23 protein-coding genes are annotated in these 18605 nt (G+C 39.6%); 20 read left to right on the forward strand and 3 right to left on the reverse strand.

Features of this window, described 5'->3' with window-relative positions; all coding sequences use genetic code 11:
• The first annotated feature begins 4 nt into the window (after nucleotides 1-4).
• The 5 genes from fadH (at nucleotide 5) to AB685_RS29740 (ending at nucleotide 3967) form a co-directional block, all read left to right on the forward strand.
• Entirely contained in the window at nucleotides 5-772 is a 768-nt protein-coding gene (gene fadH, locus AB685_RS11165) for a 2,4-dienoyl-CoA reductase (RefSeq protein ID WP_047970674.1), read from the forward strand.
• A gap of 155 nt (nucleotides 773-927) precedes the next feature.
• A complete protein-coding gene (locus AB685_RS11170; protein WP_198530494.1) occupies nucleotides 928-1500 on the forward strand; it encodes a LysM peptidoglycan-binding domain-containing protein in 573 nt (190 codons plus the stop codon).
• A gap of 75 nt (nucleotides 1501-1575) precedes the next feature.
• Nucleotides 1576-2793, forward strand: a complete 1218-nt coding sequence (locus AB685_RS11175; protein WP_047970676.1) for an EAL domain-containing protein — start codon at nucleotides 1576-1578, stop codon at nucleotides 2791-2793.
• 65 nt (nucleotides 2794-2858) lie between these two features.
• Entirely contained in the window at nucleotides 2859-3098 is a 240-nt protein-coding gene (locus AB685_RS11180; protein WP_047970677.1) for a hypothetical protein, read from the forward strand.
• A gap of 185 nt (nucleotides 3099-3283) precedes the next feature.
• Nucleotides 3284-3967: a DUF3993 domain-containing protein gene (locus AB685_RS29740; RefSeq protein ID WP_053073797.1), complete on the forward strand. Its 684-nt coding sequence runs from the start codon at nucleotides 3284-3286 to the stop codon at nucleotides 3965-3967.
• 338 nt (nucleotides 3968-4305) lie between these two features.
• On the opposite strand, the gene AB685_RS11190 is transcribed toward AB685_RS29740, so the two are convergent.
• Entirely contained in the window at nucleotides 4306-4542 is a 237-nt protein-coding gene (locus AB685_RS11190) for a glutaredoxin domain-containing protein (protein ID WP_047970678.1), read from the reverse strand.
• Nucleotides 4543-4756: 214 nt separating this feature from the next.
• Here AB685_RS11190 and AB685_RS11200 point away from each other — a divergent pair, with 214 nt between their 5' ends.
• From AB685_RS11200 to AB685_RS11220, 7 genes are all read left to right on the forward strand, one after another.
• On the forward strand, nucleotides 4757-4996 hold the full coding sequence (locus AB685_RS11200) for a YkuJ family protein (RefSeq protein WP_010192712.1): 240 nt from the start codon (nucleotides 4757-4759) through the stop codon (nucleotides 4994-4996).
• A 46-nt stretch (nucleotides 4997-5042) separates the two neighbouring features.
• On the forward strand, nucleotides 5043-5429 hold the full coding sequence (locus AB685_RS11205) for a YueI family protein (RefSeq protein WP_047970680.1): 387 nt from the start codon (nucleotides 5043-5045) through the stop codon (nucleotides 5427-5429).
• Between the two features lie 15 nt (nucleotides 5430-5444).
• Nucleotides 5445-5588: a hypothetical protein gene (locus tag AB685_RS31690; RefSeq protein WP_198530495.1), complete on the forward strand. Its 144-nt coding sequence runs from the start codon at nucleotides 5445-5447 to the stop codon at nucleotides 5586-5588.
• Between the two features lie 192 nt (nucleotides 5589-5780).
• Nucleotides 5781-6299 (forward strand): ribonuclease H-like YkuK family protein, encoded by a 519-nt coding sequence (locus AB685_RS11210; RefSeq protein WP_047970681.1) that lies wholly within the window; start codon nucleotides 5781-5783, stop codon nucleotides 6297-6299.
• A 20-nt stretch (nucleotides 6300-6319) separates the two neighbouring features.
• Nucleotides 6320-6490 carry an antirepressor AbbA gene (abbA, locus tag AB685_RS30895; RefSeq protein ID WP_128755847.1) on the forward strand — a complete coding sequence of 57 codons (171 nt, stop codon included), beginning with the start codon at nucleotides 6320-6322 and terminating at the stop codon, nucleotides 6488-6490.
• Between the two features lie 232 nt (nucleotides 6491-6722).
• Nucleotides 6723-7184, forward strand: coding sequence for a cyclic-di-AMP-binding protein CbpB (gene cbpB, locus AB685_RS11215; RefSeq protein WP_047970682.1), 462 nt, complete (start codon nucleotides 6723-6725; stop codon nucleotides 7182-7184).
• A gap of 143 nt (nucleotides 7185-7327) precedes the next feature.
• The gene (locus AB685_RS11220) at nucleotides 7328-8836 is read left to right on the forward strand and encodes an MDR family MFS transporter (protein WP_047970683.1); all 1509 of its coding nucleotides are present in this window, start codon (nucleotides 7328-7330) and stop codon (nucleotides 8834-8836) included.
• Between the two features lie 75 nt (nucleotides 8837-8911).
• On the opposite strand, the gene AB685_RS11225 is transcribed toward AB685_RS11220, so the two are convergent.
• Nucleotides 8912-9652, reverse strand: coding sequence for a sulfite exporter TauE/SafE family protein (locus tag AB685_RS11225; protein WP_047970684.1), 741 nt, complete (start codon nucleotides 9650-9652; stop codon nucleotides 8912-8914).
• A 152-nt stretch (nucleotides 9653-9804) separates the two neighbouring features.
• On the opposite strand from AB685_RS11225, the gene AB685_RS11230 reads away from it, so the two are divergent.
• The 5 genes from AB685_RS11230 (at nucleotide 9805) to AB685_RS11250 (ending at nucleotide 14180) form a co-directional block, all read left to right on the forward strand.
• Nucleotides 9805-10674: a LysR family transcriptional regulator gene (locus AB685_RS11230; protein WP_047970685.1), complete on the forward strand. Its 870-nt coding sequence runs from the start codon at nucleotides 9805-9807 to the stop codon at nucleotides 10672-10674.
• A gap of 104 nt (nucleotides 10675-10778) precedes the next feature.
• Nucleotides 10779-11615: a DUF368 domain-containing protein gene (locus tag AB685_RS11235; RefSeq protein ID WP_047970686.1), complete on the forward strand. Its 837-nt coding sequence runs from the start codon at nucleotides 10779-10781 to the stop codon at nucleotides 11613-11615.
• Between the two features lie 145 nt (nucleotides 11616-11760).
• Nucleotides 11761-12471 (forward strand): 2,3,4,5-tetrahydropyridine-2,6-dicarboxylate N-acetyltransferase, encoded by a 711-nt coding sequence (gene dapD, locus AB685_RS11240; protein ID WP_047970687.1) that lies wholly within the window; start codon nucleotides 11761-11763, stop codon nucleotides 12469-12471.
• A gap of 261 nt (nucleotides 12472-12732) precedes the next feature.
• Complete coding sequence (locus AB685_RS11245; protein ID WP_047970688.1) at nucleotides 12733-13863, forward strand: N-acetyldiaminopimelate deacetylase; 1131 nt, start codon at nucleotides 12733-12735, stop codon at nucleotides 13861-13863.
• A gap of 71 nt (nucleotides 13864-13934) precedes the next feature.
• A complete protein-coding gene (locus AB685_RS11250) occupies nucleotides 13935-14180 on the forward strand; it encodes a YkuS family protein (RefSeq protein WP_047970689.1) in 246 nt (81 codons plus the stop codon).
• 80 nt (nucleotides 14181-14260) lie between these two features.
• Here AB685_RS11250 and AB685_RS11255 read toward each other — a convergent pair whose 3' ends face one another.
• Nucleotides 14261-15100 (reverse strand): mechanosensitive ion channel family protein, encoded by an 840-nt coding sequence (locus AB685_RS11255; protein WP_047970690.1) that lies wholly within the window; start codon nucleotides 15098-15100, stop codon nucleotides 14261-14263.
• Between the two features lie 386 nt (nucleotides 15101-15486).
• On the opposite strand from AB685_RS11255, the gene AB685_RS11260 reads away from it, so the two are divergent.
• The 3 genes from AB685_RS11260 (at nucleotide 15487) to AB685_RS11270 (ending at nucleotide 18604) form a co-directional block, all read left to right on the forward strand.
• Complete coding sequence (locus tag AB685_RS11260) at nucleotides 15487-16029, forward strand: peroxiredoxin (protein WP_047970691.1); 543 nt, start codon at nucleotides 15487-15489, stop codon at nucleotides 16027-16029.
• Between the two features lie 82 nt (nucleotides 16030-16111).
• On the forward strand, nucleotides 16112-16561 hold the full coding sequence (locus AB685_RS11265; protein WP_047970692.1) for a redoxin domain-containing protein: 450 nt from the start codon (nucleotides 16112-16114) through the stop codon (nucleotides 16559-16561).
• A 288-nt stretch (nucleotides 16562-16849) separates the two neighbouring features.
• Nucleotides 16850-18604 carry an ABC transporter ATP-binding protein gene (locus AB685_RS11270; RefSeq protein ID WP_047970693.1) on the forward strand — a complete coding sequence of 585 codons (1755 nt, stop codon included), beginning with the start codon at nucleotides 16850-16852 and terminating at the stop codon, nucleotides 18602-18604.
• Nucleotide 18605 lies beyond the last annotated feature (1 nt).

Raw genomic sequence — 18605 nt, forward strand, 5'->3', positions numbered from 1 at the left:
GTTCATGGGAGAAAAAAAGGTTGTCATCATTACGGGCGGATCTAGTGGCATGGGGAAATATATGGCCATGAAGTTTGCAAAAGAAGATTATAATGTGGTAATAACAGGTCGGGATCTTGACAGGCTTGCACAGGCTAAAGAAGAAATTGAGGGGTATGATGGTCAGGTGTTAACCATCCAAATGGATGTAAGGGAACCGGAACATGTGGAACGGATGGTCAAGTTGACTGACGAAGCATTTGGTAGGATTGATGTACTTGTCAACAATGCTGCCGGGAATTTTATTTGTCCAGCCGAGAAGCTGTCGGTAAATGGATGGAAGTCTGTCATCGACATTGTCTTGAATGGAACATTTTATTGCAGTTCTGCAGTAGGTAAATATTGGATGGGTCGGAACGAGAAAGGCAGTATGATCAATATGGTTGCTACCTATGCCTGGAATGCCGGGGCAGGTGTCGCACATTCAGCTGCTGCTAAAGCAGGAGTACTTTCACTTACTAGAACCCTTGCGGTCGAGTGGGGGACCAAATACGGTATTCGAGTGAATGCGATAGCTCCTGGTCCTATTGAAAGAACAGGTGGAGCAGACAAGTTGATGCAATCGGAGGAAGAGGCCAAAAAGGTTGCCGAAAGTGTACCATTAAAGCGATTTGGGACACCTGAGGAGATAGCGGAATTGGCATTTTTCCTAAGTTCAGACAAAGCAGGATACATAAATGGAGAATGTGTAACCATGGATGGTGGTCAATGGCTCCAGCCGTTTCCGTTTTAATTATAGTGCTAACATAGAGATCAACACGAAGTCTTCAGAAAAATCAAATCTTATGAAGCTCATGTAAAGCATTGACAATAGGATGCTTTAACATGAGCTTTTTTCATACTTATACACTTGTTTTGTTCATACTAAGCAAAAAAGGAGGAAAACAAGTGAATATATTCTATAAGTATGAATGGGATGAAGCAAACAGAGAATTGACTGTTTTCATCAATCCGACGGAAGCCTTTTATGAATTTGCTGCAGAGTACACAACAAACAATCAAAATGAACCGAAAAGAAAAAACCTATTGGAATCAGCGAGAAGATTTGCACAAACGGTACTTCCAAATGGTACTAGTGTAAAAAGTTATCGTGTGAAATTCCAACAGTTTCTTGTCGCAGTTTTAGATGAAAAGAATGGGGCTACCAGAGAGTTGATGGAAGGTCCAGCCCATGTCAACTATAAAGTCAACAGTAATGAAACTCTGAAAGATATCGCACAAATGCTTACCATTGATGAGGCTTCTCTGAAAAAGGCCAATCAATTGGAAGGGGATACAGTATTTGTAGGGATGAACCTAAAGGTCCCATGCTACCTTCATACCGTCGTTACGTCTGACAGTATCCTGAAAATTGCGCAAAAGTACGACATATCAAGAGATTCCATTAGAAAATTGAACACCCTCAGTACAGATTGCCTAAAGATCGGACAAGAGTTGATGATTCCGAAAAGGCTATATTGATTACTAACAAAGTGGCCGTTTTTCTCTGATGTCGTGATATAATCATTCCAAAACTAAGGCGAAGGGGAGAAAAGGATGGATCCACTTGATATCATGACCAATTTAGATAAGGTCACCCCTTATTTTCAAGCTGTTTTCAGTGCAGACGACCAAGAAGTGATAGGGTATGAGGTGTTGGGTAGATTCCAGACAGAGAATGGTGAAGTGAAAAGTCTGGGACCTTTTTTTCGAGACAATACAGTACCTAGTGAATACCAGCTTGAAGTGGATAAGCTTATAATTAATAAGGCTTTAACCTATTATACTGACCTTGAATGCATGCTGAAATTATTTTTCAACCAAAAAGCAGACCTTCTTTTAGAAGATCAGGGGAATTCATTACTGGAACTCCTCCTTTCATTTGTCCCAAAAGGTTTAAAGTTAGAGAACGTCGTAATAGAGATTGATGAACATTCTTCTAAAGAAGATAATGAATTTCTCCAACATCTTTTTAACTATTTCAAAACATACGACATCCAGATATCTATAGCAAATATTGGAGATGTAGGTGCAAATATGGACAGAATTGGACGTCTTAGCCCTAACATATTGAAGGTGAATCTGGAAATTCTCAGACAATCTTATGAAGTGGCAGCGCATCAAGATATTCTGCACTCTTTAGCCGTTCTTTCGAGAAAAATCGGAGCTGCCTTATTGTATGAAAATATGGAGGCATCCTTCCAACTCCAATACGCATGGAGAAATGGCGGTAGGTACTACCAGGGTTTCTATTTGCATAGACCTGGTCCGGATTTTATAGAAATAGACCATGCTAAGAAGATCCTAATCGGAAAATTTCAGCAATTCATCCGTTATGAAAAACGAAAGCTCCACGCTATTCATCAGTTTACTGGCATGTTGCAGAACAGAATTCAGCCCTTTTTTTCAAAAATCCTACAAATGAGGCATTTGGATGAATGGTTATCATCCATTTCAGAGGAACTTTCAGAAATAAGCTTCCGCATGTATGTTTGTGACGAAAATGGTTTTCAACTGTCTTCCAACTTTGTAAAAGACGATGGGAAATGGAGAATTGATAACACAGCCAAAGGGAAAAATTGGAGTTGGAGGCCATATTTCCTGGAGCATGTAATGAAAATGAGCATGGAACGTAAGGGTATCCTGTCGGATCTGTATAGTGATATAGAAACAGGTACGACAGTAAGGACGTTTTCCTGTCTTATCGCTCAAGATCAATTCCTTTATATTGACATTTCCTATGAATATCTATATGAAAACCAGGATCTACTCTGAGTTGTGAATAGAATTTTACGGTTTGTTTACCTTAAGAGTATAAATTGCTCGGTGAGGTGAAAAGAATGGGTTCCTTTGGTTTTATATTGGCCATAGTGGCATTGATCATTGTAGCTGTTGCAATGGTTTATACGTATAAAGTTGGTCGTCAGGCAGAAACGCAGGCAACAAACCAGGACTCTTCCATCAGTGAAAAAGTTCAAGATCATTATGTGATGAAGAATCCGGTATTCTTAGCCTATGGTATAGCAGCGGTATTAATATTGTTATATATCGCTTATGCAGCTTTAAATTCAACCTGGTAATACAAAGGTGAAACTCTCTTACACAAATTGTAAGAGGTTTTTTTGTTTTGCCATATATATAGAGGGTAGAAGTAAGTAGAGTAAATAATTTGTCAGTTTTAATAGGAATTTTGCGAACGGTTTCAAACCCTGGTCCAACCTGTTATTGATACAATTAGAAGACATCATCTGAGGAGGAAAATACATTGTTGAAAACCTGGACAGGCATTATCGCGATAATTACCATTTTATTTATTGGTTCTGGAGTAGCCTCTGCGGAACAGCCACCTACAGATCAAGATTTACATTCTTTATTGAAAGATGCTTTTCAATCCCAGGTTTCTTTAGGGGAGAAGCATCATACGTTAGGTGAAATTGAAGATATTTTAAATCCTTATTTCTCTAAAGAATATCAGAAATCATTTTTAGAGGAGCATTTGTTCGAGGAGAAGGAAGGTTACATTACATATGGTACCGACTTTCCGGTTTTTTACATCCCATTTTTCTCTTATGATGAAAACACGAAGATATTAAGGGAAGAGGAAGGAACTATTACTGTTTACGAATTCTTTGCAACAGAGGAAGATATGCCAAGTCTTTATGATGACCATTACGAGTATGTAAAGCTTAAAGAGACATCATCGGGTTGGCGAGTTGTAGAATATGGTTTCGAATATGAAGAGCCAGCTTTTGTAAAAGAAAGTGAAACCAATGAATTGTCCACCATAGCTGAATCGGAATTTCAGTCACCAAAAGTCTTGTCTCGTCTATATCCTATCGGCATGATTGCTTTCCCATTTGCTTTTCATTCTCTTCACCTTTCCTTGCCTCTGATGGCAAACCAATTATTTCATGACATGAATGATCAAGCACTTCTAGTTGCCAGATGATCAAGGAAAAAGCGCTGATTCCGCTCTTTCTGAAAGAGTACATTTGGAATATGTAACAACCAGGTGATAGTAGTGGAAGGCGCGCAGACTTCTGCGGGAGGAAGGGACAAGGAAGACCCCGCAGGGCGATAGCCCGAGGAGGCTTCCGGACCGCCCGCGAAAAGCGAAGCGCCTGTAACGGAGATCAACAGCTAATAAGGAATTAAAGAAATTACAGACTTTTCAACAATCTTAAAGAGCGAATCACGCTCTTTTTTTTGGTCGAAAAATAAAAAAGCTTTCATCCACTATCTCATTAATGGTATGATGTATTCTCTTGCAAAATGAGCTTCAGTCAACTATTCCTCGATGCCAATTAATTGTTGCAGTAATGGCAGATCAAATCCTTTTACAACTTGCTCATCGACTGTTACAGTAGGAGTGGAAAATGACTGTAATTCATGCACCAAATAATCTCTTGCCTCCAAGTCCTCTGTAATGTCAATTACCTTATAGGTGATATTATGGTGAGTTAAAAATTGCTTGACCACCTGACAGGGCGGACAATCTGGTTGAGAGTAGACGGTTATATTCATGGATACAGCTCCTCGTAAGAAAAAATTCACAACTTCGCATGTTTTATTTGTCATTTTAGACTACAATAAAAGAGAAGTTATGTTCGAACACTATAATAAATGTATTCCTGTTTTTATTCTACCGAATATTATAAGGTTTTGTACAAAAATACGAATGGCCTTACAGTACAAGGTGAATGATAAAGATAGGAAGGAATAGAAGGAGAGTTGTTACATGTCACTATTAGTAGGGATTGTAAAAAGATTGAATGATTTAAAGGAAACATCAGAAGCTGGAAATGAGCCGGCACAGCGCTTTTTTGAAGTAAATGGAGAAAAGGTGTGCAGCGTGAAATTCTTCGACAAAACGAATACATATGAATTAGAAGTATTCTTAAAAGGCGAAAACCCAAAAACATATCAATTTGATAATATTGATATGATTGCTATTGAAATTTTTGACCTGATCCACTAAGAAAGGGCGGGGAGACCTGTTATTTCCATTGGAGAGGAAGATGAATATGGGAAGAAATATTGATGATTATATAGATAGGGGCTTAAAAGGGACACCGGAAACCAAGCCGAGTGAAAGAAAGGAATATCTTTCACAGTTACGTGAACGGATTATTCTGGCTTTAACGAATGGACAAGTAATCCAGCAAAATCCTTATAAACCGATTGCGGATCTTATGAAAAGGCATCCTTCTTCACGATTGTACTTGGATGGAGACTTGGATTACACCCACCTTTCCAAATATATTCGTATTGCAAATGAGTATAAAATTCCTTTTACCATCGTGGACGACAAAGCCTCCTCTACAAATATAGGACTAGTGCTTGCGAATCCGACAGCCATTGATAAAGAAGATATTTTTGTATCAAGGGAAGAGTTTCAACGACATTTATAAATAGGAGTGGTTTAGATGATGCCAACTGTTCATTGTCCAAAATGTAATAAGGATGAAGCAATGGATAAAGTACTAACTGCACATTCTAATCAAAATGTCATGTATCGATGCCCGCATTGCGCCTATTCAAAAACACAGATCAATACGAGTAAAGGGTAAACCAGGCTGAAAACTCAGCCTGGTTTTTTTTGTGGGTAAAAATCCTTTTTAGTTAGGTATAAACCACATGGAATAGCGACTATAATGTAGATACTTCGGATATTCAATCCTATAAGAACTAAGAAATTAATAATTTTTTTGGAAAAAGGAACATATAAGTATAAGGGAAAGTACGGAAAAGGAAGTGGATAGATGGATAACCCCAGTAAGTTTATTAATATTACCCACGGCTACCTTACTTTTGAACAAGCTTATGAAAAAATCCTTACCTTTATCCAAAAAGATGTGAGAGCACCTTACTTATTATCCATTGGAACGGATTCGCAGGTGTATCAACAGGAAACCAAGTTCATGACAGCTGTGCATCTTCATAGAGTGGGTAAAGGCGCTTGGGGATGTGTTAGACCTTATATCGTCACTAGGGCCATCAGGAGTCTGCATGAAAAGATCTCCCTTGAAACTGCTTTAAGTCAGGAAATTGCGATGTTGTTTACAATGGAGAGATTAGAAAGAATTCAAGATCTTTTATTGCCCCACTTAGATCACGGAGCGGATTTCCATTTTGAAATCCATTTGGATATTGGACAAAAAGGTGCAACTAAAGATTTTATTCAGGAAATGACAGGAAGGATCACCGCTATGGGGTTGGACGCCAAAATTAAACCTGATGCATACACCGCATTCTGCTATGCCAACCGCTATACAAAGTGAAAAGGAGTTGTAACGTAGCTATGTTAACTTTAACCCAAGAAGAAAAAGAACTGCTTGTTACCTTATTGATATCAACGGATGTGGTCAAGGAGTTGGTAATTAGTGAAATAAATGATATAGAAATAGGGGAAAAGAAACTGGAAACGAAGACTTATCAGCAGCTTATTGAATTGTACGATAAAATTTCATAGTTTGTTGCTGTTTGGAGCTGCCTTATAGGGCAGTTTTTGTTTTTCCAGAATACTATGGAGACAAAAATATAACTAAGTCAACAAATTTTGGCTCTGAACATGTCGAAAACCGGCGACAACTTTATCTTTGTAAAAATTCGAGTCCGAGTCCAATTTGTGCTACAATGATATTGGTCAATTACATGATTCAGCATATAGTATTAGAGAGTAAATAAAGAGAGGAAGAACATTTATGATCAGCCTCCAAAGTGGTAAGGTTTTAGGAGCATCTATCAAAGATTTGATTATTCCCGCAGAGCGGGTGGCACATGTGCAGGTGAAGAACAACCTGGAACATGCATTGTTGGTTCTTACAAAAACGGGATATACAGCCGTGCCGGTTTTAGATCCCAAATATAAGCTTCATGGTCTAGTCAGTACAACTCATATTATGGATTCCATTTTGGGTTTGGAACGAATTGAATTTGACAAATTGGAGCATATGATAGTCGAAGATGTCATGAATAGAGAGCTTCCGTGCTTAAATGTTAACGACACGGTTGATAAAGGCTTGAAATTACTAGTCGATCACCCTTTCGTTTGTGTACAGGACGAGGAGAATGTGTTCGAAGGAATATTGACAAGAAGAACAATTTTAGACCGTTTGCATACCCAATTTTTAAAGAGTGGTGAAAAAAAAGACCTTGTACTTTAAGGTCTTTTTTTTATTTCTTAATAAAAGCTATTGGTTGCATTAAAATAGATAACCGGTACAATTTACATAGAGGCACGAAATTGTTGGTTATAACCCAACAGTACATTTATCATTGCCAAAGAAAATAGAGAGAAGGGAAGGAAATGGGAACAGCAACACTTGAGAGGAAAGCAATTGATCAAGCCTCTCCCAATAAGACGAAAAGGCCGTTTGTATTGGCAGCAATTATGCTTGCCATGTTCATGGCTGCCATTGAGGCTACTATCGTTTCCACCGCGATGCCTGCTATTGCAGCGGATCTCGGAGGTTTTTCCCTATACAGTTGGGTATTCTCATCCTACCTGTTGATGAATGCCGTAACCGTCTTGATTTATGGTAAGCTTTCCGATTTATTCGGAAGAAAGCCCATCCTAACATTCGGCATCATTGTTTTTTTGGTAGGGTCTTTGTTATGTGGAATGGCGACATCCATCGAGATGCTGATTGTCTTCCGCTTTATCCAAGGGTTTGGTGCAGGGGCGGTCATGCCGATTGCCTCCACGATTGTCGGGGATATGTACACCAAGGAAGAAAGAGCAAAGATTCAAGGATATCTTTCAAGCGTATGGGGGATATCAGCCATACTAGGTCCTGCTATTGGGGGAATACTTGTCCAATATGTCAGTTGGAGATTTGTGTTTTGGGTCAACATACCGTTAGGCATTTTGGCAATCATAGGGTTATATTTGTTTCTTCACGAGGGAGTGGAAAAGAAGAAGCATTCGATTGACTACGCAGGTGCAGGACTTCTATTTATATCTGTCAGCTCATTCATGCTGGTAATGGTGGAAGGCGGTGTAAGATGGGCATGGACTTCAGGTCCAGTTCTCTCGCTTATTGCACTATCTGCTCTAACATTCACACTGTTTGTGTTTCAGGAAAGAAGAGCGAAGGACCCAATGATGCCATTCGATATTTGGCAGGAGAGGTCTATCCTGATTGCCAATACGACTTCATTGACAACAGGGGTCATGCTGATCGGGATTTCCAGTTTTCTGCCTGCTTTTGTACAAGGTGTAATGGAAAGGCCACCGATTGTCGCAGGCTTTACATTAACTACCATGTCGATTGGTTGGCCGATTGCAGCAATGATAGCAGGAAGGCTTTTATTGAAAATAGGTTTCAGAACCACTTCCATTATTGGGGGAATAGCCTTGATTCTTGGGAGCATCATATTTATGACGCTCAGTCCTGATGACGGACCTGTATGGGCGGCATTCGGCTCCTTTATAATCGGTGTCGGAATGGGCTTTTCCACGACCGCATTCATCGTGTCCATCCAGAGTAATGTTCCATGGCAGAAACGCGGTGTGGCAACGGCTTCGAATATGTTTATGAGAACACTCGGCAGTACGATTGGAGCGGCACTACTTGGAGGAATATTGAACTCCCGTATCCAGGAGCATTTACGCGAAAATGGGGCGTTGGAACAATTTTCTCTTGATTCCACGACACTGTTACTGAACGAAGATCAGCGGAATCAATTATCCGATTCCATGAGAATATTGCTACAGGAAGGACTTTCTTCTGCACTGCATACTGTTTATCTAGTGGTTGCTGGATTTGCTGTCGTCAGCTTTCTATTGATTTTGCTTTTGCCTAAAAAGGAATAGAACAAGCCCCTGCATTCAATAGTGACAACTTGAATGCAGGGGCTTTTGGTTATACTTTATGCGTCAAATCACCATTTATATTAATATTTTTACAAATAAGTAGCCTATTAGAAAAACGGAAAAAACACTAAGTATCTTTTGCCATGGTAGAAATGCAAGTCTGTTTGCGAGCCTTACTGCTGTTTGGGCACCCAAGAAAGAACCTGTACCTAATGCCACCCCTATCTTCCAATCAAAGTGACCCATTGAAAAGTAAACAATAAAGGAAACAAAACAACTTGCAAAGGTTTGTAGTCTGGTGAGTCCGATGCTGGTGAGAAAAGAATAGCCTGCATTTAGAAAGGAATGCATGAGCAGGGTGGCTTGGCCTGGACCAAAAAGCCCATCGAATGCCCCGATGCCAATATAGGTCGGATAAAATAATTGTGCAGGCGAACCGTCTTTCTCCTTTCCTTTAAGCTTGGATTTCAAAATGTTAAGCGAGGTTGCAAATACTAACAACACTAAGGCTACTTTTAACAGAAGTTCCTCCGTGAGAAAGGAGGCGAGTAATGCGCCTAGGATCCCACCGGTGATCGTAAAAGGCACAAGTGATAAACCCAGTTTCAATTGTACTTGTTTCTTTTTCCAAATCGTATAGAAGCTCGTAAAAGAACTGAATGTATTAGAGAATTTGTTGGCAGCAATGGCAGTGTGAATCGGCACTCCCAACAGAAGCATGGAGGGTAGATTGATAAGACCTCCACCTCCGCCGAGTGTCCCGATGAACGTTGCGATAAAACCGATTATTATTAGATAGTAGTAGGATGTTTCCATTGATGTCGCCTTCCTTCCGCAATTTTTTCATTGCTTGGAAATGGTATTTGTATATCCGACCTAGCTACTTTATTTTATGCTTTTAATAGTCATAATGAAATGACATTAAAATTAAGATATACTATAAGAAAAACTTATATTGAGGTTGGTCTATGAATACTTCAGAGTTTCAAATTTTATCGGTATTGGCAAAGGAAAAGAATATGAGAAAAGCGTCTGAACGATTATTCGTTTCACAACCAGCCTTATCACAAAGGTTGCAATCCATTGAAAAAAACTGGAATACAAAAATTTTCATTCGGACACAAAAAGGGTTATTGATTACACCGGCGGGTGAAAAAATTGTGGAGTTTGCAGATGAAGTTTTGGCTAAGGATGCAAAGGTAAGAGAAGATATCACTTCTTTGGATAAAGAGATCTATGGGACATTAAAGATTGCCGTAGCGACCATTATTGGACAGTACTGGCTCCCTAAGGTATTGAAGAGATTCATTCAAAAATACCCTAATGCGAAAGTCTCTCTTGTCACAGGGTGGAGCAGTGATATAGTTAAAAATCTATATGAAGATGAAGTTCATGTGGGGATAATTCGGGGAAATCCTGAGTGGAAGGGGGTAAAAAAACACCTCCTCAGAGACAAACTCTACTTAGTAGATACAGAAATAAAAGACCTTTCAGAGCTTGAACTAACCGAGCGCCCTTTTATACAATTCAAAAGCGATTCTACCTATTATCAGGAAATCCAAGTGTGGTGGCATAAAAAGTTTCAGTCTCCCCCAAAACGAACAATTGTGGTTGATCAGATTGAGACTTGCAAACAGATGGCATTGAACGGAATCGGCTATGCCATTTTGCCTTCTATCACGTTGCAGGACGATTACGATAACATCAAAAAAATACCTCTCGAGGAAAATGACGTCTCGAATTTGCACAGGGATACATGGCTGATTGGATATGAGTCTGCTTTTAATCTAAAACAGGTGAAAGCTTTTCTAGAGGTCTTGGAGGAGTACAATGGGTAGTTCCTGAGATTCTTCTGTTAAGATAATATTGGATTATCTATGAAAGTAATAGTAATATATAACTTTGAGGTACTAGACTGAAGATTAAGGTGGAACGAATTTCTATGGAATGGAAAAATATTTTTCGCGGTATGTTAATGGGTATCAGTGATGTGATACCTGGAGTAAGTGGAGGAACGATTGCATTTATTCTGGGTATTTATGACCGACTTATTGAGGCAATAAGTGGGGTTTTCAGCAGAGATTGGTTAAAGCATCTCAAATTCCTGTTGCCTCTTGGTATAGGGGTAGTGGGGGCACTGCTTCTCTTTAGTCATATACTTGACTATTTGTTGCATACCTATCCGCAACCGACCATGTTCTTGTTTTTAGGGTTGATCATTGGAGTATTGCCATTGCTCTCCAAAGAATCCAATATGTTCCAAACTTTTACGAAACGTCACTATCTGGCTCTGATTCTCTCGTTCGTATTAGTTGGTTCTATGGCATTTTTACAGGAATCGACGAGACCGGTTATTGAAACGCTTACGATTGGATCTGCGATAAGTCTATTTTTTGCAGGATGGATTGCAAGTATGACCATGCTGCTACCTGGTATAAGTGGCTCGATGGTATTATTGATTCTTGGTTTCTATACTACTGCGATTGCGGCACTGAAAGATATCAATATACCGATCATACTTACTATTGGTGCAGGAGTAGCAGTAGGTTTCATTATTTCAAGTAAATTGATCAAGTATGTTTTGGAGCACTATCCAAAAATAACGTTTGCTGCCATTATAGGACTTGTGATGGGATCCACCTTAATTGTGTTTCCGGGCTTTTCTGAAAGCATGCTTACAAATGTCATAAGTGTTTTTACTTTCATCATCGGATTGATAGTTGTGCAGTTCATTGCACGAACAAATGAAAAAATGATTGCCAAAAGAGAGACTGAATAGGTCTCTTTTTTTTTCGTTGCTCTGTTAAAGAGTTTAATGGAGCCTTTTTAGAAATAAAATGTATATTTTTTTACTTGTCACACTTTTCTTTGTTTGATAGAGTAAAGGGATAAAGACTTATTGAAGTTTTAGGAGGAATTACATAATGAAAATGATGGATGCAAACGAGATTATCTCTTTTATTCAAAACAGTACTAAATCAACTCCTGTAAAGGTTTATGTGAAAGGTGAGGTAGAAGGTATCGACTTCGGTTCTTCTTCTAAAACTTTCTTAAATGGCAATAGCGGTGTCGTATTCGGTGAGTGGGCTGAAATTGAGGTGGCACTGAAAGATAACGAAGCGAAAATTGAAGATTATGTTGTCGAAAACGATCGTCGCAACTCTGCAATCCCGCTTCTTGACATGAAGGGTGTAAAAGCTCGTATAGAGCCGGGTGCAATCATCCGTGACCAAGTGGAAATCGGCGACAACGCGGTAATCATGATGGGAGCTTCCATCAATATCGGTTCCGTGGTCGGAGAAGGTACGATGATTGATATGAACGTAGTACTTGGTGGACGCGCTACAGTCGGGAAGAACTGTCACATTGGTGCAGGGTCTGTACTTGCTGGAGTAATCGAGCCGCCTTCTGCAAAGCCGGTTGTTATTGAAGACGACGTGGTAATTGGTGCAAATGCAGTGGTGCTTGAAGGTGTAACAGTCGGAAAAGGTGCGGTTGTTGCGGCAGGAGCCATCGTTATTGATGATGTAGCACCATACACAGTGGTAGCTGGAACACCTGCAAGAAAAATTAAAGACATTGATGAAAAAACTAAATCCAAAACTGAAATCAAACAAGAACTTCGTCAATTATAATAAGGCTGTTTTCGTAAAAATTGTTGCTTTTTCGTATTTATAATTCAACCGTTATATACCTTGCTATCGTGCTCTTTTCCTGGCTATACGGGATAGACTGCATGTCTAATTTAGAGTATGTAAGCAGTAAAAAGTCCAATTGCCGACTTTTTACTATGAATAGCAACAATCCTTGAGAAAAGAGCCTATAATAAAGATGAAAGAAAAAAGGCGTGGGTGCTTTACTCCACGTCTTTTTCTTAAAGAAAGAGAGGAAGAATCGTGTCGAATTTGCTTAATCCCTTTATACAAATAAGAAGAGATCTTCATCAAATTCCGGAAAAGGGATTCCAAGAAACAAAAACACAAGGATATATGCTTCATTATATACAGAACCTTCCTCAGGACCATATACAAGTTAGAACATGGGAAACTGGAATTTTTGTAAGAGTTCAGGGGACCAGTCCGTCTATAACCATTGGTTACAGAGCGGACATAGATGGTTTGCCTATAACAGAGGAAACAAATTTGTCCTTTCATTCTCTGCATGAGGGAATGATGCATGCATGCGGTCATGATATGCATATGAGTATCGGATTGGGGATCCTGACGCATTTTTCTCAACATCCACCAAAAGATAACCTATTATTTATGTTTCAGCCGGCTGAAGAGGGACCAGGTGGGGCTTTGCCGATGATTCAATCGGATATATTTAAAGCCTGGAAGCCTGATATGATTGTTGCTCTCCATATTGCCCCTGAATATCCAGTCGGTACGATTGCCACAAAGCCGGGTCTTCTTTTTGCCAATACATCCGAACTGTTTATTGATCTAAAAGGCCGTGGTGGTCATGCAGCATATCCCCATCAAACAAATGATATGGTGGTTGCCGCATGTTCCCTTGTAACGCAATTGCAAAGTGTTATCGCCCGTAATGTAGACCCGCTTGACAGTGCAGTGATTACCATAGGGAAAATAACAGGGGGTACCGTTCAAAATATCATAGCGGAACGTGCACGGTTAGAAGGAACGATACGCACGCTTTCTGTTGAAAGTATGAAAAAAGTGAAAGAGCGTATCGAAGCACTAGTCCATGGGGTAGAGGTAGGCTATAACTGTCAAACATCCATAGATTACGGCAGCATGTACCATCAAGTGGATAATGATCCTGCACTTACGGAGGAGTTCATGAAGTACGTCGTGGAAAATACAAATGTAAACGTTGTGGAGTGCAAAGAGGCCATGACAGGCGAAGATTACGGGTATATGATTCAAAACATTCCCGGATTTATGTTCTGGCTTGGAGCAGAGTCACCTTATGGACTGCATCATTCGAAGTTGAATCCCAACGAAGATGCTATTGGAGTAGCTATCAGTACCATTATTTCCTACATTAATTTTAAAGCGAACTGACAGAATTCATCTTCTCCTTCGTATAATCTGGCGAATCTAAGCCACATTAAAGAAGAGGAGGTGGATTACATATGCCAAAAATCGGTGTAGAACAATCCTTGACAGATGTTCAAGAAGCATTGCAGCAAAAAGGGTACGAAGTTGTTCAATTGACGAACGAAAACGATGCCAAGGGCTGTGACTGCTGTGTGGTTACGGGAATAGACAATAATGTAATGGGTATCTCCAATAGTGCCACGGCTGGTTCTGTGATTGAAGCCAGTGGTATGACAGCTGATCAGATTTGTCAACAGGTGGAAAGCAGAATCAACCATTAAAAAAAGAGCCGGTTGGCTCTTTTTTTTGCTTCGTATAAAGCAAAAGAAGTCCGGAGTTCCTCCGGGCTTCTTTACTGTAATTAATCCTTCTTTTCAATATATACTTGATGCGGAAATGGGATGTCGATTCCATTGGCATCCAATGCTTCTTTCAATGCTTTGCGTAGCTTACGTTCGATTGCCCATTGTTGCATGTTCTCGGTTTTGGCAATAATACGGATAACCACATCTGAGTCACCTAATCCTTGGACACCTACAACATTTGGTCCTTCAATGATTGTTTCATCCTCTGCTGCAACCTGGTCGCAAACGTTTTGCATAACTTGGATTGCATGATCGATATTGTCGTCATAAGAAATGCCAATATCGACAAGAGCGCGCATATTCCCTCTGGTATGGTTAGTCAGGTTGGAAATTTCGCGGTTTGGTACATAATGCAGGGATCCATCAAAATCTCGAATTTTTGTCGTGCGCAAGCCGACTTCCTCTACAATGCCTGAAAAGCCTGCGGTAGTGACATAGTCGTCTACATCGACCTGTTTTTCCAATAGTAGAAAGAAGCCGGTCACGACATCACTGACAATGCCTTGAGCACCAAATCCGATCGCAAGGCCGACAACCCCTGCCCCTGCCAATATTGCAGTTGTTTGTACTGCAAATACATTTTCCAGTACCATTATGACAAGGAAAAAAATCAAGGTATATGTAAAAATATTAATCGTGAGTTTCTCAAGTGTTTTCGCTCTGCCTGGAGAAATTCCTTGTCTTTCTGTTGCTCGAACGAAGGTGCGGGTAATAATCCTAGTCCCTATGGAACGCACAATCGCATAAACAATGAGGATTACCAGAAGCTTGAGAAAGATAATCCCAACCGCAACCAATATAGCATAAATATCAATATCTGTGAGATCAAATACCATTAAAACGAAACTCCTTTCACTGTCATTGATGAATAGTTCTAATAAGGCATTATAGTGTATTCAGGTCTGAAAACCAAATAATATACAGGGCATGTTATGGATAAGCTTTTTATTTTGTTCTCGAAGTAAAGAATGTTACTATGAATATAGAGAAAAAATTCCCATTTAATGATGTAGATTACATTCACAATTGAAAGGGAATACCAACAAGGTGAAAATGAATTGAAGTGCTCTTCAGATAGACTTCTAAATTAAATTAATTATCATTTAACATTGACTAAAAATAAAGTATGGTTTATAATAGTTGATGTTGATAAAATAACTAAATGAGAATGTGCTTATAGCATTCTCATTTGAAAGAAATTACAACTTGGAGGGATTTACAAATGGCAGAACGCATGGTAGGTAAACAGGCTCCACGTTTTGAAATGGACGCTGTATTACCAAACAAAGAATTTGGAAAAGTAAGCTTGGAAGAAAATATGAAAAACGATAAATGGACAGTTCTTTTCTTCTACCCAATGGATTTCACGTTCGTTTGCCCGACTGAAATCACTGCAATGTCTGATCGCTACGATGAATTCGAAGACTTGGATGCAGAAATCATTGGTGTATCTACTGATACTATCCATACTCACTTAGCTTGGATCAATACTGATCGCAAAGACAATGGTCTTGGCGAGTTAAGATATCCTTTAGCAGCTGACACTAACCACGTTGTATCTCGTGACTACGGAGTTCTTATTGAAGACGAAGGAATCGCACTACGTGGATTATACATCATCAGCCCAGAAGGTGAACTTCAATACCAAACAGTATTCCATAACAACATTGGCCGTGATGTAGAAGAAACACTTCGTGTACTTCAAGCATTGCAAACAGGTGGACTTTGCCCGGCTAACTGGAAGCCTGGACAAGCTACATTATAAATTCTAGAAACCAAAAATAAGGTCTAACGTTCTCGTTAGGCCTTTTCTTGCACTACATATTTGATTAGGAGGTTTTGAACCTATGAAATTACGCTCTCCGATGCCTGAATTGACAGGCGCGACAGAATGGTTAAATGGTCAGGTGACAAAAGAAGACTTGACCGGAGAAAAGCCAACACTAATACATTTCTGGTCAGTAAGCTGCCACCTATGTAAAGAAGCGATGCCGCAAGTGAATGAGTTTCGAGATAACTATAAAGACAAGTTGAATGTTATTGCTGTTCACATGCCACGTTCAGAGGACGATTTGAATCTGGATTCCATTAAAAAGACGGCTAGTGAACATGATATCACGCAACCGATTTTCGTGGACAGTGAACATAAGCTGACAGATGCGTTTGAGAATCAGTATGTACCAGCATATTATGTATTTGACGCTGAAGGAAATCTTCGACACTTCCAGGCTGGCGGAAGTGGAATGAAGATGCTTGAGAAGCGTGTGAATCGCGTATTGGGTGAAATGGAGAAATAAAGTTTGAGATTAGTTCAGAGGATTACCGTTCTTAGGTAATCCTCTTTTTGCGGGTATATTCATACATATCTCTCCTGTCATACCTTCGTAAGTTGTTCACTTCTCTCCGTCTAAAGATGTAGAAAACTTCCGTCTTCGTGTCACTTACAATGTCCAACAAGAACAAATAAAATAATAATATAAATAATTTAAATTTTTCCAAAAAAGACTGGATAAATATTTCGAAACTCGATATATTAGATACTATCTTATATTTTCCAGCATGAGTAAACAAAGGAGGGAATACATGTGGAGACTTTTAAGAAACTGAAAGAGTTTTACTGGCCATATCGCAGAAATTTCTATATATCATTGATCTTTTTGCTGCTGGTAACACTCATTACTGTCATCTATCCGGTCATTTTACAGTTGACTATTGATGAAGTGATTGAAAAACAACAATTCCAATATGTCCCATATATTGCACTTGGCTTCATTGGAATCATGGCACTAAAGGGGTTATTTACTTATTTCAATCAATTCTTGGGTGACATGTTCGGAATTCGTTCCGTTTATCGCCTTCGAAACGAATTGTATGAAAAACTACAATTTTTGCCGTTTCGATACTATGACAATGCGAAAACAGGGGATTTGATGTCGAGGTTAACTGCGGATGTAGAAGGATTCCGATTTTTCCTATCTTTTGGGTTTGCCGAACTGATCAGGTTTGTTCTACTAGTTACCATCAGTTTGGGCTTAATGTTCTACTATTCAGTAGCATTAACGTTTGTAACTTTGTTGGCAATGCCATTTTTGGCATTTGTCACCTTCCGATTTGATAAAAGGGTTCACCCTGCCTTTCGTGGAATTAGGAAGTCTTTTGGAAAATTGAATACAAATGTCCAAGAGAATATCAGTGGAATCAATACTGTAAAATCTTTATCACGTGAAGATTATCAAATCAGCAAATTCAATAACTCAAATGTTGACTACAAAGACAAATACATTACGACTGCAAACATCTGGGCAAAGTTCTTTCCTCTGATGGAGCTTATCGGTAACGCCTGTGTTGTGGGACTCCTTGGCTTCGGTGGTTATTTGGTTATCAACGGCCAGTTAACTGGAGGGGAGCTTGTCGCATTCTTCAGTTTGGTTTGGTACATCGTCTGGCCAATAGCCAACTTGGGGTTTGTTATCAATCAGTTCTCACAGGCAAAAGCTTCCGGGGAGCGTCTTTTGGAAATATTGGAAGCGGAAGAGGATATACAGGACTCACCTGATGCAAAGGATGTACCGAATTTAAGGGGGCATGTAACCTTTGAGGACGTCACATTTAGTTACCCGAATGAAGACAAAACGGCACTTGAAAATGTGTCATTTGACGCAACTCCTGGAAAGCAGATCGGCTTGATCGGGGCAACAGGATCGGGTAAAACAAGTATTACACAATTGATTACAAGATTTTACGAACCGCAGTCCGGAAGAATCTTGATTGATGGGGAAGAAGTGAATAAATATTCTTTGTATTCTCTAAGAAATCAGATTGGTTTCGTCTTACAGGAGTCATTCTTGTTTTCTTCCACAATCAAATCAAATATTGCATATGGAAGACCGAATGCATCAATGGAAGAGATTGTCCGTGCAGCGAAAATGGCACAGGCTCACGAATTTATCATGGAGTTGCCAGATGGTTATGACACCATGTTAGGGGAAAGAGGGATGGGATTATCCGGTGGACAGAAACAACGTATTGCCATCGCTCGTGCCCTGATACTGGATCCAAGTATTCTGGTTCTTGATGATGCAACAAGTGCGGTTGATATGCAAACAGAGTTTAATATACAAAGAGAATTAAAGGCGGCCTTAGCGGGCAGGACTACATTTATAATCGCCCATCGTATTTCATCCTTAAAACACGCTGACGAGATTCTTGTGTTGGAAGAAGGTAAAGTGGTGGAGCGTGGAACACATGACGAGCTTGTCCAAAAGAATGGGGCATACCGGAGAATATATGACATCCAGTATAAGGACCAAAAAACGGTTTTGGAAGCTCAGACTAACTGAA

The sequence above is a fragment of the Bacillus sp. LL01 genome (genome assembly GCF_001037965.1).

Excerpts from the sequence above, each read along its gene's own strand:
- fadH (WP_047970674.1), top strand. The coding sequence starts at position 5 with ATGGGAGAAAAAAAGGTTGTCATCATTACGGGCGGATCTAGTGGCATG.
- AB685_RS11265 (WP_047970692.1), top strand. The coding sequence starts at position 16,112 with ATGAAATTACGCTCTCCGATGCCTGAATTGACAGGCGCGACAGAATGG.
- cbpB (WP_047970682.1), top strand. The coding sequence starts at position 6,723 with ATGATCAGCCTCCAAAGTGGTAAGGTTTTAGGAGCATCTATCAAAGAT.
- AB685_RS11180 (WP_047970677.1), top strand. The coding sequence starts at position 2,859 with ATGGGTTCCTTTGGTTTTATATTGGCCATAGTGGCATTGATCATTGTA.
- AB685_RS11190 (WP_047970678.1), bottom strand. The coding sequence starts at position 4,542 with ATGAATATAACCGTCTACTCTCAACCAGATTGTCCGCCCTGTCAGGTG.
- dapD (WP_047970687.1), top strand. The coding sequence starts at position 11,761 with ATGAAAATGATGGATGCAAACGAGATTATCTCTTTTATTCAAAACAGT.
- AB685_RS11220 (WP_047970683.1), top strand. The coding sequence starts at position 7,328 with ATGGGAACAGCAACACTTGAGAGGAAAGCAATTGATCAAGCCTCTCCC.
- AB685_RS31690 (WP_198530495.1), top strand. The coding sequence starts at position 5,445 with ATGATGCCAACTGTTCATTGTCCAAAATGTAATAAGGATGAAGCAATG.
- AB685_RS11205 (WP_047970680.1), top strand. The coding sequence starts at position 5,043 with ATGGGAAGAAATATTGATGATTATATAGATAGGGGCTTAAAAGGGACA.
- AB685_RS11235 (WP_047970686.1), top strand. The coding sequence starts at position 10,779 with ATGGAATGGAAAAATATTTTTCGCGGTATGTTAATGGGTATCAGTGAT.
- AB685_RS11210 (WP_047970681.1), top strand. The coding sequence starts at position 5,781 with ATGGATAACCCCAGTAAGTTTATTAATATTACCCACGGCTACCTTACT.
- abbA (WP_128755847.1), top strand. The coding sequence starts at position 6,320 with ATGTTAACTTTAACCCAAGAAGAAAAAGAACTGCTTGTTACCTTATTG.
- AB685_RS11175 (WP_047970676.1), top strand. The coding sequence starts at position 1,576 with ATGGATCCACTTGATATCATGACCAATTTAGATAAGGTCACCCCTTAT.
- AB685_RS11230 (WP_047970685.1), top strand. The coding sequence starts at position 9,805 with ATGAATACTTCAGAGTTTCAAATTTTATCGGTATTGGCAAAGGAAAAG.
- AB685_RS11200 (WP_010192712.1), top strand. The coding sequence starts at position 4,757 with ATGTCACTATTAGTAGGGATTGTAAAAAGATTGAATGATTTAAAGGAA.
- AB685_RS11255 (WP_047970690.1), bottom strand. The coding sequence starts at position 15,100 with ATGGTATTTGATCTCACAGATATTGATATTTATGCTATATTGGTTGCG.
- AB685_RS11250 (WP_047970689.1), top strand. The coding sequence starts at position 13,935 with ATGCCAAAAATCGGTGTAGAACAATCCTTGACAGATGTTCAAGAAGCA.
- AB685_RS11225 (WP_047970684.1), bottom strand. The coding sequence starts at position 9,652 with ATGGAAACATCCTACTACTATCTAATAATAATCGGTTTTATCGCAACG.
- AB685_RS11260 (WP_047970691.1), top strand. The coding sequence starts at position 15,487 with ATGGCAGAACGCATGGTAGGTAAACAGGCTCCACGTTTTGAAATGGAC.